Source organism: Mahella australiensis 50-1 BON (genome assembly GCF_000213255.1).
In the GTDB taxonomy this organism is placed as follows: Bacteria; Bacillota; Clostridia; order Mahellales; family Mahellaceae; genus Mahella; species Mahella australiensis.
In genome coordinates this window covers 1,091,725-1,105,598 of the sequence record NC_015520.1, presented here as the reverse complement: position 1 = coordinate 1,105,598, position 13,874 = coordinate 1,091,725, and the positions used below count along the sequence as shown (strand labels likewise).

General features: G+C 41.2%; 13 protein-coding genes. All 13 read right to left on the bottom strand.

From position 1 onward, the window contains the following. Positions 1 to 58 precede the first annotated feature (58 nt). Positions 59 to 1,663, bottom strand: a complete 1,605-nt coding sequence (locus tag MAHAU_RS05335) for a response regulator (RefSeq protein WP_013780700.1) — start codon at positions 1,661 to 1,663, stop codon at positions 59 to 61. Next, entirely contained in the window at positions 1,656 to 3,413 is a 1,758-nt protein-coding gene (locus MAHAU_RS05330) for a sensor histidine kinase (protein ID WP_013780699.1), read from the bottom strand. Before MAHAU_RS05330 ends, MAHAU_RS05335 begins: the two co-directional genes overlap by 8 nt. 114 nt (positions 3,414 to 3,527) lie before the next feature. Then, positions 3,528 to 4,994 carry a glycoside hydrolase family 5 protein gene (locus tag MAHAU_RS05325; RefSeq protein ID WP_013780698.1) on the bottom strand — a complete coding sequence of 489 codons (1,467 nt, stop codon included), beginning with the start codon at positions 4,992 to 4,994 and terminating at the stop codon, positions 3,528 to 3,530. 27 nt (positions 4,995 to 5,021) lie between these two features. Then, positions 5,022 to 5,864, bottom strand: a complete 843-nt coding sequence (locus tag MAHAU_RS05320; protein WP_148258469.1) for a carbohydrate ABC transporter permease — start codon at positions 5,862 to 5,864, stop codon at positions 5,022 to 5,024. 35 nt (positions 5,865 to 5,899) lie between these two features. Beyond that, on the bottom strand, positions 5,900 to 6,784 hold the full coding sequence (locus MAHAU_RS05315) for a carbohydrate ABC transporter permease (RefSeq protein ID WP_013780696.1): 885 nt from the start codon (positions 6,782 to 6,784) through the stop codon (positions 5,900 to 5,902). A gap of 91 nt (positions 6,785 to 6,875) precedes the next feature. Continuing rightward, on the bottom strand, positions 6,876 to 8,219 hold the full coding sequence (locus MAHAU_RS05310) for a sugar ABC transporter substrate-binding protein (RefSeq protein WP_013780695.1): 1,344 nt from the start codon (positions 8,217 to 8,219) through the stop codon (positions 6,876 to 6,878). A 608-nt stretch (positions 8,220 to 8,827) separates the two neighbouring features. Next, the gene (locus tag MAHAU_RS05305) at positions 8,828 to 10,360 is read right to left on the bottom strand and encodes a YifB family Mg chelatase-like AAA ATPase (RefSeq protein ID WP_013780694.1); all 1,533 of its coding nucleotides are present in this window, start codon (positions 10,358 to 10,360) and stop codon (positions 8,828 to 8,830) included. 25 nt (positions 10,361 to 10,385) lie between these two features. Beyond that, positions 10,386 to 10,769 (bottom strand): YraN family protein, encoded by a 384-nt coding sequence (locus MAHAU_RS05300; RefSeq protein WP_013780693.1) that lies wholly within the window; start codon positions 10,767 to 10,769, stop codon positions 10,386 to 10,388. Beyond that, positions 10,766 to 11,341 carry a ribonuclease HII gene (locus tag MAHAU_RS05295; RefSeq protein WP_013780692.1) on the bottom strand — a complete coding sequence of 192 codons (576 nt, stop codon included), beginning with the start codon at positions 11,339 to 11,341 and terminating at the stop codon, positions 10,766 to 10,768. Before MAHAU_RS05295 ends, MAHAU_RS05300 begins: the two co-directional genes overlap by 4 nt. Positions 11,342 to 11,345: 4 nt before the next feature. After that, entirely contained in the window at positions 11,346 to 12,179 is an 834-nt protein-coding gene (gene ylqF / locus MAHAU_RS05290) for a ribosome biogenesis GTPase YlqF (protein ID WP_013780691.1), read from the bottom strand. 3 nt (positions 12,180 to 12,182) lie between these two features. Beyond that, positions 12,183 to 12,767, bottom strand: a complete 585-nt coding sequence (gene lepB, locus MAHAU_RS05285; RefSeq protein ID WP_013780690.1) for a signal peptidase I — start codon at positions 12,765 to 12,767, stop codon at positions 12,183 to 12,185. Positions 12,768 to 12,815: 48 nt separating this feature from the next. Beyond that, complete coding sequence (gene rplS / locus MAHAU_RS05280; protein ID WP_171804965.1) at positions 12,816 to 13,184, bottom strand: 50S ribosomal protein L19; 369 nt, start codon at positions 13,182 to 13,184, stop codon at positions 12,816 to 12,818. After that, entirely contained in the window at positions 13,168 to 13,869 is a 702-nt protein-coding gene (gene trmD, locus MAHAU_RS05275) for a tRNA (guanosine(37)-N1)-methyltransferase TrmD (protein ID WP_013780688.1), read from the bottom strand. Before trmD ends, rplS begins: the two co-directional genes overlap by 17 nt. Positions 13,870 to 13,874: the final 5 nt, after the last annotated feature.

Sequence of the window (13,874 nt, the reverse complement as noted above, 5' to 3'; positions counted from 1 at the left end):
GACGGCTAGGTTTGATATTGCCCTGATCGCGTCAGTTATACGGCAGACGGACGTCAGCTTATGAAAGTTCGTCGCGCTGCGCTAATTTTTTGTATTCGCTTACGTTCAAGCCGGTATATTTCTTAAAGCACGAGGAGAAATAATTCGGGTCATTTATGCCGACTGCGTTTGCGATTTCAAAAGATTTCATATTTTTTTCCTTTAAAAGGCTTATCGCTTTTTCCATGCGCTTATTGATAAGGTATTCTATGAACGTTATGCCTGTTTCCTTCTTAAACATTCTGCTTAAATAGCTAGGGTTCAGATAAAAGTGTTTGGCGACATATGACAGCGATAAATTAGGGTCGCTTATATTCTCCTTAATAAACCGCTTTATATCGCTTATTAAATTGTTCATATTATCGGCCTGTTCTTTACTTATAGCCCTTATAGCGCTTTTGGCTATCGCTAACACGTGTTCGACTATGACCTGTACTGATTCGGCATTTATTATTGTTCTATAAGACTCTATTTCGCGTAGGTATAAATCATCGAAATTCTCTTTGACTTCTAGCATCACTGAACAACAGATAGATATGATATCTAAAGCGGTTATGCGCACCGATGGTATAGCGTTAGTGTTCGCAGCATCTATGCCGGAAAATGCTTTTTTTATGATATCTATGGTCTCGTTTTCTAAGCCGGATTTTAAACAAAATCTTAACCGACTGTTATTGATTTTGCTTTCCTCGCTAGTAGCCTGTATGTCCCTATAGCACATAACAATATTGTCAACACCTGCGGCAGCACAATAATTGAGGGCGTCTATTGCTTCTTTGTAAGATGTTTTAATGGCAGATGCGCTACTTTTTATATTGCCTATTCCTATGTTTGTATTATAACCTATATCTTTTGTTATTTTGTTTTTTAAGCGAATACATATTTTATATAAATCCAAGCTCTCATTGTTGCTCAATATGATGATTCTATTAAACGTATCGACAAAGACTATAACCTTATTCAGCTTTTTGAAATAGCTTCTCACATAATTCACCATGCGCAGATTTTGAATGAGCCGGTTTTCCTCCTTTATTTCAACTGGCCCTATGGCAGATAGCGCGGCTATTTGATATACACTATCGTTAAACGCTATGCCAAAAAAGGTGAGTTTTTCGTCTATAGCGCTATCCTCTATGGAACCACTTATGAGCTCATTGAGGAAGCGCTCGCGTAAATAAGGAAGGTTATCCTGTATTTGTTTCTTCAGTTCGTCGAATTCGTTCCTTTCGCTTCGCTCGGTCTCGATGAGCGCTTTTAGTTTGGTTGCGGTGCTTAAGACCTCTTCGTCGTCTATGGGCTTGAGGAGGAAATCGGATACACCGATTTTTAGCGCCATTTGGGCATAATCGAAATCGTTGTATGCTGTGAGTATAACGATTTTCGCATCCGGCCATTTTTGTAGTGCGATTTTGCTAAATTCTATGCCATCCATACCGGGCATGCGTATGTCGGTAAATATTATATCGGGCTTTAAGCTTTCTATGAGCTTCAAAGCGTCATCGGCATTTGAAGCCTCTCCTATTATTTCCAAATTCAATGCGTTCCAATCTATGCATCTCTTTACTAAATTTCTTTCCAAATACTCGTCATCTACAATGAGCACCGTTATTCTACAGTCAGACATCTTGATTCTCCTCGATTATATGTATGGTTATTTCAATTCGTGTGCCTTTACCGGGTTTGCTATATATTTTTACTATATTATCGGCATTATAGTGAAGCCTTAGCCTCTCTATAGTAGACTTAAGGCCAACACCGCTGAACTTTCCCTCCGCGATATCACGGATTTTGGCATCGCTCATACCCTTGCCGTTATCCTCCACAGCGAGAATTACGTGGTCACCCTCTAGTTTTGCCTCTATGGTCAACAGGCCCTTGCCTCTCTTTGGCCTTATGCCATGATTAATGGCATTCTCAACCAGCGGTTGCAAGATTAGTTTTGGTATTTTATAGTCGAGCGTCTGCTCGTCTATATTTTTGATGACATCGAATTTATCTTCAAACCTTATGTTTTGTATGGTAAGGTAGTTGTCTATCATATCAAGTTCTTCTTTTATAGTGATTTCCTCATCGCCGCTCATTAAAAAGGATTTATAAAACTTCCCCAAAGCCCTTACTATCTTGCTGGCATTTTCAGTATCGTCCATAAGTATGAGCGAGTTTATGGCGTCAAAAGAGTTGAACAAAAAATGCGGTTTTATCTGGGCTTGCATAACCTCCAATTCAAGGTTTCTTTTCATTTTTTGCTCGTTTATGATGTCGCCTATAAGATTTTGTATCTCTATTATCATTTTGTTGTAAACGTCCTTTAGCATACCTATCTCATCATTGCCCGTAATGACGTTCACTTCCTCAAAATGCCCATCTTTTATGTTGCTCATGGAATGGGCCAGCTTTGTTATAGGCTGCGTTATATAAAGCGATATGAACAGCAAGCCCAGGATTATGAGCACAGCATTTATTATTATGACGATAAGCAGCGTCATGTTGTATACCCAAAATTGGCTGTTCAGTTCATTAAAAGGCGTTACGCTTATTATATTCCAGCCATAATCGTTCTTGAGGTCGGATATTATATATACTTGGCCATTTATCTTTTGTATAGATGCGCTGTTGGGCTTTATGTAGTTAGTTATAGTTTTACTCAAGTTCGCATCTATATTGGCTGAATTTATCACATCCGCGCCGTTTTCATCTTTTATAAGCACGCTGGATGTGTATGCGTTTAAAGCGCTATTTACATAATTGCTCAGATAGGCTTTAGATATATTTATTATCATCATGCCCGAAGGCTCTTGCGTATCGATATTGTTTATTATCCGGACGAAAGATACATAGTTTGGCTGATCATTGCTAGGTTCTAAAAGCTTGCCGGCGTCTAGCTTCAATATATAGCCGCCCTTTAAATCTACCAACTGTTCATACCAATTCATGGATTTTATTTTGTTGAAATCTATGCTGTTGAAATAAACGTTGTCCACAAAATATTTGTTGCCGTTATTATCAAAAATGTATATCGACGATATAAAATCGTTGAAATTAAGGAAGTTTGCAAGGTATTTGCTGAGCGACTGGACATAAACCGCGCTGTTGCCTTTATTGCTGCTAGATAATGCATCCTGCACGAGCTCGCTTGATATAAGTATCTTGGACTGATTGTCCACTAAATTTATCAGCGATGTTATGTTAGAATTTATGTTTAACGTTATCTCGTTAGAAATCTGCATAACCTTGCTATTGGTGATGCTGTTATTTACCTCTTTATAAACAATGGAAAGGAAAGAGGTTGATAATATGAATACAAAAAGATAATATAGCACGATCTTTTTGGATATGCTTAAATCTCTGAATCTTTCAAAAGCCGTTTTTATCATGGCCAAAAGGTCTCAATTCCTTTCCTTGAACGATAAACTTATTTATATTTATCATTATACTATAAAGCCCGCTACAGTACAAATACCGGCGCGGGCTATTAACAGTCGCAGTTGTTAATCGCGGATTCTCTCTTTCAGTATCTTTATATATCCATCGTTTATAACGCATTTATCGAAGCTGAAAGAATCGAGAATGCCTTTAAGTCCTTCTTTGCTATAACCTGCAAACAAATTAACGTATTCAGACTGGAGCAAACACGCGGCATAGCCTGTCAATACAGCATTGCTTAAGCATCTCGTATTGCTGTCATGCTTAAATGAAGGATTTCCGATCACTTCTTCCATATATTTGGCGAGATCGTCGACCATTCCTTTGGCAGTAGAAGCGGCCCTCCATCCCGTGAAGTTTTCAGCACCCAATGTGGCCTTCATCTTTTGCACAGGGGCTATGAGCTTCATATACTTGCTGTCCGGCGCTAATGTAACCCAGCCCATTACGCCGCAGTCCTTGTAAGTCCATGTTGTCCAATGTATGCCTAGCTCATTCAAAGCCTTTAGCTGGTCGTTCATGGATGCCAGGCGGTAGGGTATATCATCTTCGCCTGTATTGTATTGGGAACCGAATTCGCCCATCCATAAGGGAACACTGTATTTTTGCGCAAATTTCCAAGCATCGCTGTCCATTATATGGCTGATTTGTTTATCATAATTCCATTCTCCAGATTCCTCGACTCTGTCATTGCGCAGCTGCTCATAAAAGCCTGGGTACTTGCCGGGGCCGAAGCCGGATACCACATAATCATGGCAGGAATAGACCGTATTGCTGTCGAAGGGCTCGTCCATGATATTGAATATGTGGCCGTAATAATCGCCTTGAACAAATATTATGTGGCGCTTATCAACCTCTCTTATTTTTTCTGTGGCGGTCTTTATTATTTTATTGAAGCGCATGCTGTCCGATTTATAGTTTTCATCGCAATTATAGGGGAAATCGCCTATTGTAGTATTAGACGAGGGCTCGTTCATAAGCTCATAGCCTGCTACTTCGCTTCTATCCTCATAGCGCCGTGCTATCTCCTGCCATAGAGCATAGAAGCGGTCTTGGTAGAGCTTATCGCGCCAAAGCAGTGATAATCCCCATATATTGTCGCTGTGCCAATGCGAGTTCTGCCATCCCTGCACCGCATGCATGTCTATTATGGCATACAGATTATATTTTTTGCACATATCGAGGGCTTTATCAAGGCGCTTGAAGCCCGATTCCTTGTAGACAAAAGGATTCTCGTCGTCCTCAAAGTGGCGATAGTTTATGGCCAGGCGGACGCAATTTGCACCACTCTCCGCGATAAACTTAAAATCATCTTCGGCCAGAAAGTTGTCGGCCATTTCATCGAAGAAAAATGTGGCTAATTCTTCCCCTATTTTTTCTTTCATGAGGCTGCGCAGGTTGCTTTCTGTGCCGGGGTAGCCATTGATAAAGTTTTCCATATTCATCCAGCCGCCAACGCATGTGCCGCGCAACATTACCTTTTTGCCCGATTCATTTACTATATCCTTGCCATTAACATGCAATAAGTTCATTTAATCATTCTCCTTAGTATATTAATATTAACCTTTTACTGCGCCTACTACCAAGCTCTTCTGGACCTGTTCACTAAAGATTATATATATTATAACAGTTGGTACTGTAGCAATAACAAGTCCAGCGCCTATCGGCCCCCAATCGGTTTGATACTCGCCTGCTAATGACATGATGCCAACAGTCAGCGTTTTTATGGCATCATCATTTACAAACGTGTTAGCAAACATTAGCTCATTCCACGCTGAAAGGTAGGTGAATATAGCTATTGTTGCCAAGGCCGGCATTATTAATGGTATTATTATATAATAAAAAGATTTATATATGCTGCAGCCGTCTAAAAATGCAGACTCCTCAAGTTCTATGGGAATTGTATTCAAGTAGCCGGTTAATATGAATATCCCCATAGGTATTGCGAATGCTACATATGGTATAATTAAAGCTGCATATGAGTTGAGTAAACCCAGCTTCTGCAATATCATGAACAGTGGCAGCAAAGTAGCGTGTATAGGTACCATCAAACCCATTAAAAATATTGTTAATATCAGCTTGCTGTATTTCCACTTCATTCTCACGATGGCATATGCGCTGGCTGCTATCAATATACTGGATATCGCTATTGTTAAGCCTGTTACAACAACGCTGTTTAAAAAATATCTTCCCACATTTCCGCTGGAAAAAGCCACTGCATAGTTAGACCATCGCCAAATATGAGGGAAGCCTATGATATTACCGCCAAAAATTTCATTATTATCTTTTACAGAAAATAAGAACAACCAAAAAAGAGGATACAGTTGAATCACAGCCCAAATAATAAGGAATAATTCCAGTATATAGTAGCCTATGCCTTTTGAGCTCTTCTTATTTTGCATTTCAATATTTACATTATTCACTTTCCATACCACCTTTAATTAGTGTCGTCATTGCCAAATAATTTTTGAATTATCAACGTTCCAATCAATGCTTCGACTACTATGAATACGGCCATCGCACTGCCATATCCGTATCTGTATCTGAAAAATATCATATTGTACATTAAGGTGGATGGCACTTCGCTTGCATGTAGCGGCCCGCCGTTTGTTAAAACATAAATCAAATCGAACGTCTTAAAAGAACCTATAACAGCGAAAGTAACACAAACCTTTAGCATTGGTTTCATAAGCGGTATAGTTATTTTAAAGGCTATTTGTGATTCTGTGGCGCCATCAATTTTTGCAGCTTCATATATGTCTGTTGGTATTGATTTTGCCGAGGTATACATAAGCAGCATATGATAACCTATATATTGCCAAACTATAGGTACAAAGACTGCCATCAGAGCCGTTTCTGGATTTCCTAGCCATTGGTTTGTTAATGATTGTAAGCCGATTTTGGTCAAAAGAAAATTTAAAAGGCCATAATCAGGATTATATATTTTCATCCAAAGTTGGCCTATTACTACCGTAGATAAAATAACAGGGATAAAATAAACTGTTCTATAAAATTTTTCTCCCTTAACTTCTCTGGACAGCACTAGCGCAAGGAAAAGTGAAATAGGCAATTGTATAAAAACGGAGAGCAGTGCCAATATGAATGAATTTCTTACAGCCAGCATAAAACCATCAGTATTGTGTACAAATAAATCTTTATAGTTTTTAAACCCGATAAATACTCCTTTGCTTATGCCGTCCCAGTCCAATAAGCTATAATAAATGGAAACAAAAATAGGAAGCAATACAATAACTACAAAGACAAAGAAAGCGGGAAATACAAAAAGGAATATAGCTTTTTTATCCCTCAATATCTTTTCCATCTTAAAAACCACCTAACTCCATTTGTATTTTTAGGGACTCCCCTTTGAATTATCGAAGAGGAAGTCCCTAGGTAATAGTTGATTAATCAGATTATTTGCTCGCGTTTATTTTTTCTTGCATTTGCTTGGCATATTCTTCGGGTGTTATTTGTTTCGCAAATAGTTGTGCTACCAAGTCCTTGTGAGTTTGTGCATCGTTGCCTTCCAAGTAAAGGTCCCAAGCAGCTACGCTGTCTTTTGCGCCTTCAACAATATTTTTCATAATCTGGACCTCTAAAGGATCTACCTGAGACGGATCAACATCATCATATTTCCAGCTAGGGAGTCCTCCTGCAGTTATATATTGAGCATTGGATAATTGCTTAGCAAGGTATTTCGCTGCTTTAACAGCTTCATCTTTATGTTTGGTATTTGCATTAACTAATAAAGCGTTAGCTCCGCCGCCTATATATTCGGTTGGATCGCCTTTGCCATCTTCAATGACCGGGAATCTGTAAGCATCAACTTTGCCTTTGACACCTGAGCCTTCTTTTTCAAATGCAGCACCATCAAAGTTACCACCGAAATACATGGCAACATTTCCTTGGCAGAATTGTGCAGTAGCCTCATCCCTACTAAGGCCCATAAAACCAGGGGCAAAGGCACCAGCATCTACCATTTCCTGAAGCTTTTGAGCAGCTCTTATAAAAGCAGGGTCTTCAAATGATGCCTTGCTATTTAAAGCATCTCTGCAAAGCTGAACCCCTCCTTCTCTTACGGCGAGTAAGTCATAATACCACATGCCAGGCCATTCATCTTTATTACCAAGAGCAAAAGGCGTGACTCCATTAGATTTAAATGTCTTTATAACATTTATAAGGTCATTAAAGGTAGTGGGAACTTGTACATTGTATTTGCTGAATATATCTCTGTTTACAAACAATACACTAGCTTGTCCGGAATAGGTCAAACCGTATATTTTGCCATTATATGTTATATTATCAAAGGCTCCAGGCAATACTTGATCCTTGGTGCCATCGCTTAGATAATCATCAAGAGCCAATATCTTGCCAGCATCAACGAATGGTTTAGAAAAACCACCACACCAACTCTGGATAATGTCAGGAGCTTCATTAGCAGCTATGGCAGCTTTTATCTTTGTTTTATAAGCGTCATTTTCTGTTATGCTTTGCTCGATTTGTATATTCGGGTTATCTTGATTCCATTTATCCAACATCTCTTTAACTTTTGTCTTTAAGGGATCACTTGTATAAATATTCCAATATGTGAGTGTTATTTTCTCACCAGAACCGGAGCTGTCGGAGCTGTTTGATGCACTTGAGTTATTTGAACTGCTTGAGCTTGACGGGTTTGTCCCGCTTGAACTACATGCACCCATGCTCAATACCAACAGAAGCGCAACGCCTATTACCAATAACTTTTTAAATCTTCCCATTGCCAATACTTCCTTTCTTGAAATGATTTTTGCTTATGCATATATAATAGATTATTGTAACATTACTATAAATATAATTTCTTTACTATATTCTTGAATATTTTTACTACTTGCATTTTGTGTCTTATAATGTTTGCTTGTAAAAATAAGCGGTTGGAGCAGGAATCGGGGGTCACTTCTTTGACAGTCCGAAATAGGTAGAGTAGACGGAGCGGCAGTTGCACCGCCCGCCCTTCACAGAACCATACGTGCGGTTTTCACGCATACAGCTCTTATGAGGTTTTGTAATGGTATATTATATAATAGGTGCAACGATTATTGAATGTGAAGATTTACGATGTTCCTAAAGTCATCGACAAATAAGAAAACCAGCCGCACATACTTGAGTATGGTCGAAAGTTATCGCACATTCTGCAGCCTATTTAGATGGAAAAATAGGCAAAAAGAAATCAGAAAATCGATCATAAGATAACAAAAATTTACCAAAAGTATTACTTTTTGTTATCTTATACGATATCTCCCTGGTACAATTATTTTTACTGTCTCATTATATCAAAAAGAGCTGCATGAAATAGGTTTTTAATGCCTCATTAAAAACCTATTTCTCCTTATCCCCAAAACTGTCTGTCGAGATTCCTATATTGTACGGCTTCGGCTATATGCGCTTCGGTTATATTACTCGAGCCATCCAGATCGGCTATGGTCCTGGCTACCTTCAATATGCGATTATAAGCCCTGGCGCTTAGGCTTAGCCTCTCAAAGGCCTGATTCATAAGTTTTCTTTCTTTAATGCCGAGATGACAATACCGGCTGATATGCGCTCCGGACAATTGCGAGTTGAAGTATATGCCGCTACCCTTGTAGCGTTCCAGTTGTACAACTCTGGCTGCTTCTACCCTCTTTTTTATATCAGCTGAACCTTCTGTTGGCGTGGAATCATCGAGGTCGTCATAGCTGACCGGCTGTAACTCCACATGCAGGTCTATGCGATCAAGAAGCGGCCCAGATACCTTACCCAGATAATTCTTTATCTGAAGCGGCGTACACGTGCATTTAGAAATAGCTGGGAAAAATCCGCAAGGGCATGGATTCATAGAGGCGATCAATAAAAATTTAGCTGGATAGCTTATGGTGGCACTTACACGCGATACCGTAACCCTCTCATCTTCCAAAGGCTGGCGTAGGGCCTCCAGTGCATCCCTGCGGAATTCCGGCAGTTCGTCCAGAAATAGCACACCGTAGTGAGCAAGCGATACCTCGCCTGGCTTTGGAATCCTACCGCCCCCGATGAGGGCAGCATTCGATACTGTATGGTGCGGGGAACGGAATGGCCTATTTGTGACCAATCCGCTCTTGGCATCTATAAGACCAGCTATACTGTGCAATTTGGTAATTTCCATAGCTTCATCGAATGTAAGGTCAGGCAATATTGTGGGCAAACGCCTGGCAAGCATGGTCTTGCCTGCCCCTGGCGGACCTATAAGAAGAACATTATGGCCGCCGGCTGCTGCGATCTCCAATGCACGTTTAGCTTTGTGCTGGCCTTTTACATCGACAAAGTCAACATCATAATTTATACGGTGGCGCATGAAAATATCATCTACATCGCAACGAAAGGGCGATATAGGCATTTCGCCGTTCAAGAAAGCAACCACATCGGCCAGGGATGATATACCGTAAATGTCGATGCCGTCTACTACGGCAGCCTCCTGGACATTTTCATATGGCACCACTGCTGACGCAAAACCCAATTGCTTAGAGGCTATTATCATCGGCAATATGCCTTTTATAGGTTTTAAGGCTCCCTCCAACGACATCTCTCCCAGAAACACGGTATTCTCCAATAGTTCCGGTACTATAGCGCCTGTGGCAGCCAGTATGCCGATAGCTATCGGCAGATCGTATGAAGCACCTTCCTTGCGCGTATCAGCCGGTGCCATGTTTATGGTTATGCGTTTTAACGGAAACTCCATGCCGCTGTTTTTTATGGCTGTGCGCACCCTCTCCTTGGATTCTTTGACAGCCGTATCCGGTAAGCCGACTATGTCGAATACGGGTAATCCGTTGGATACATCGGTTTCAATGTCTACGGCATAACCGTCTATGCCCATCAACGCGCAGCTCTTCACTTTAGAAAACAATTCCTTGGCCTCCTGCTCTTACCTTCTAATAATATCTGTTGTCTCCCACTTCAAAGGCGTTTTTTATGTGATTTATATTTTGTGTATCATTATTCGGCAAATAGACTTCGATGACATCGAATCTGCAATTAAGATCGGCATATTGTGGATGGCTTGCCCTATAAAAAGCTGATATCCTGTAATAGCGTTGTTGCTTTCTATAGTCCACTGCCTGATAAGGATAACCGTAACGCAACGATGTGCGCGTTTTGACCTCGACAAATACCAGTTCTTCACCGTCAAAGGCCACTATGTCCATTTCTCCTATAGGGCAGCGGTAATTGCGTTCCGATATCTTATAGCCATGTTCCAAGAGATACGCTGCGGCCATGTTTTCGCCCGCGTTGCCTAGACTACGCCCGCTGCTCACGGCCGTGCCTCTGATATGAACTTTTTTGTAAAAGTTATTCTATGTATGGGGCATATGCCGTATTCCCTTATGGCTTCTATGTGTTTTTGAGTACCATAGCCTTTATTATGTATAAAATCATATTGGGGATATTTATCGTGATATTGAACCATAAGCCGGTCCCGCGTTACTTTAGCTACCACAGATGCTGCCGATATACAAGCTACAAGGTCATCGCCGCCTATCACGGCTTGTTGAGGTATTGTTATATCCAGCGTATCCCTACCATCCACCATAACCCTATCAGGTTGTATGCTCAGCGACAACACCGCCTGTTTCATGACTTCTAAAGCTGCCATACGTATGTTTATTTCATCTATACGCTCATGATCAACCGATGCTATCGCTACCGCCAATGCTTTATCCAATATAATATCGTGCAGATATTGGCGTTGTTTCGGTGTGAGTTTTTTTGAATCTCTCAGCCCATCTATATGCAATCCGGCGGGCAATATGACCGCTGCAGCCATGACCGGTCCTGCCAGCGGCCCTCTGCCTACCTCATCTACTCCTGCTACATAAAGCTTTTGCATTATCTTAACCCTCCGCAGGTGGCATTTCCAACGTTATAGGTCCTATGGCTCCTTTTCGAAAGTCATCTATCAAGGCGGCGGCACCGCGGTGGATATCCGCTTCCCCGCCGCTTTTCAGCCAGCCCTTATTCATACATATGGCACTTAATAACTCATAAGAGTTCACTCGCTTATCAGTTATTGAGACACCATATCTTTGAGAAAGTCTGTCAAGATATCTCGACTGCAATATATCCAAAAGGCTAACGGCTATTTCCTCTATATCGACGGCAGCATCATCTATTGCTCCTATACAAGCCAAATGCAACTTTACGATTTCATTTTTAAGATTAGGTTTTAATATGCCGGGCGTATCCATTATCTGAAATTCATCCACTTTGAACCAGCCCACCTGCCGCGTTATACCTGGACGTGCACCCACTTGCGTCCGCCGACTTTTAGCCAATGCATTTAATATAGTAGACTTTCCCACATTGGGAATACCCACTATCATCGCATTCTTTACCCTTCTATCTTTATGCTGGTTTTCCACGCTCCTCATTATATCTTTGAGCTTGCTTATATCTGCACCTGATTTAGCATTTATGGCCACAGCTTTTACATCTTTGCTTTTTAAGTATTTAAGCCACGTATCTACCGCTCGTTTATCGGCAAGATCAGCTTTATTAAGCACTATTATTCTAGCTTTATGCCCTATCATTTTATCCAGCACCGCATCGCGGCTGCTTATAGGTGCCCGGCTGTCCACAACCTCTATCACTATATCAACCAACCTTATAAATTTCTTCATATCCTCTAGCGCTCTGGCCATATGCCCCGGATACCATGACTTATTCACGCTTTATTCCCCCTCAGAAGCACTGGCCGCACCGTTGGCAAAGCGGTATGTGGTATCAAGTGCCCCGATACGGTTTACAGGCCAGATACGCAGCACTGCTTTGCCTACTATGTTATCTACGGGTACAAATCCAACCTGCGGGTCTCTGCTGTCCTTGCTGCCATTCCTATTATCGCCCAACACGAATATAGTACCTTCTGGCACTACGCTGTCCTCAAAGCCAACTCGTGGTTGATCAGCTATATAGTCTTCTAACAAACGCTGGCCGTTGACATATACATCGCCGTTTTTAACCTCTATCTCATCGCCGCCTAACGCAATTATGCGCTTTACGAAATTCTCCTTCATATCGCCCGGGTACTTAAATATAACGATATCGCCGCGCTGAGGCTCATTAAATCTGTAGCTTATTTTATCGACGATAAGCATATCGCCGTCATTTAGCGTCGGAACCATAGAACTGCCTTCTACCGTTATTGGCTCGAATATAAAATAACGTATTAAAAATGCGGCCACAAATGCTATAACTATGGCCTCTATCCATTCCATAGCCTCATTGCCGCCCTTGCTCTTGCGCTCGCTATCCATATTTGTCTATTCTCCTTGCAATAAGTAAAGGACTGTCCAGACAGTCCTTTACTTATTGATCCCTTCTTCTTTGATCTTAGCAGCTTTTCCGGTCAAACCGCGCAGATAATAAAGCTTGGCTCTTCTTACCTTGCCACGCCTTAATACTTCTATATGGTCTATTTTGGGAGAATGTAAAGGAAACGTCCTTTCCACACCCACACCATAAGATACACGGCGCACTGTAAAGCTTTCCCTTATGCCGCCATGCTGCCTTTTAATAACCACGCCTTCAAATGCCTGCAGCCTTTCGCGGCTTCCTTCAATAACTTTAACAAAAACCTTTACCGTATCTCCTACCTTAAATTCCGGTATATCGGTTCTCATTTGTTCTGCCTCTAATGTCCTTAATATATCCAATTTATATCCTCCTTTCATCCATATCGTTTAATAAATCCGGCCTGCGACAAGCCGTACGTTTTAATGCCATCTTATTGCGCCACTCCTTCACTGCAGCATGATCACCCGATAAAAGAACATCAGGAACGCTCATGCCCTCGTAATTGTATGGACGCGTATACTGTGGATATTCCAGCAATCCCGAAGAGAAGCTCTCATCCATATAAGATTCATCTTTATGGAGAACACCGGGTACCAATCGGCTGACCGCATCTACTATTACCATAGCCGGCAATTCACCGCCTGTCAAAACATAATCCCCTATAGATATCTCCTCGTCTATCAACGCATCTATTATCCTCTGATCTATGCCTTCATAGTGACCGCATAATATTACTAAATGACAATGCCCGGATAATCGATGAGCCGTGGCTTGATCAAAGCGCCTACCCTGCGGCGACATATATATTCTATGCAATTTATCGTCGGGATAACGCTGTTTTATATAATCAAAAGCATCGAATACGGGCTGCGGAGTCAGTATCATACCTGCCCCTCCACCATAAGGATAATCATCTACTTTACCATGTTTATCCCGCGAAAAATCTCTTATATCATATAAATTCACCGTCAGTATACCGTTTGCTATAGCCCTGCCAAGCACGCTGTGCGTAAACGCCGGCATAAACATTTGAGGGAATAGCGTTAATATATCTATGATCATCTTTC

Bases quoted from the DNA above. Each gene is read 5' to 3' on its own strand.
- MAHAU_RS05335 (WP_013780700.1), bottom strand. From the start codon at position 1,663: ATGTCTGACTGTAGAATAACGGTGCTCATTGTAGATGACGAGTATTTG.
- MAHAU_RS05330 (WP_013780699.1), bottom strand. From the start codon at position 3,413: ATGATAAAAACGGCTTTTGAAAGATTCAGAGATTTAAGCATATCCAAA.
- MAHAU_RS05325 (WP_013780698.1), bottom strand. From the start codon at position 4,994: ATGAACTTATTGCATGTTAATGGCAAGGATATAGTAAATGAATCGGGC.
- MAHAU_RS05320 (WP_148258469.1), bottom strand. From the start codon at position 5,864: ATGCAAAATAAGAAGAGCTCAAAAGGCATAGGCTACTATATACTGGAA.
- MAHAU_RS05315 (WP_013780696.1), bottom strand. From the start codon at position 6,784: ATGGAAAAGATATTGAGGGATAAAAAAGCTATATTCCTTTTTGTATTT.
- MAHAU_RS05310 (WP_013780695.1), bottom strand. From the start codon at position 8,219: ATGGGAAGATTTAAAAAGTTATTGGTAATAGGCGTTGCGCTTCTGTTG.
- MAHAU_RS05295 (WP_013780692.1), bottom strand. From the start codon at position 11,341: ATGCAAAAGCTTTATGTAGCAGGAGTAGATGAGGTAGGCAGAGGGCCG.
- lepB (WP_013780690.1), bottom strand. From the start codon at position 12,767: ATGGATAGCGAGCGCAAGAGCAAGGGCGGCAATGAGGCTATGGAATGG.
- rplS (WP_171804965.1), bottom strand. From the start codon at position 13,184: ATGAAAGGAGGATATAAATTGGATATATTAAGGACATTAGAGGCAGAA.
- trmD (WP_013780688.1), bottom strand. From the start codon at position 13,869: ATGATCATAGATATATTAACGCTATTCCCTCAAATGTTTATGCCGGCG.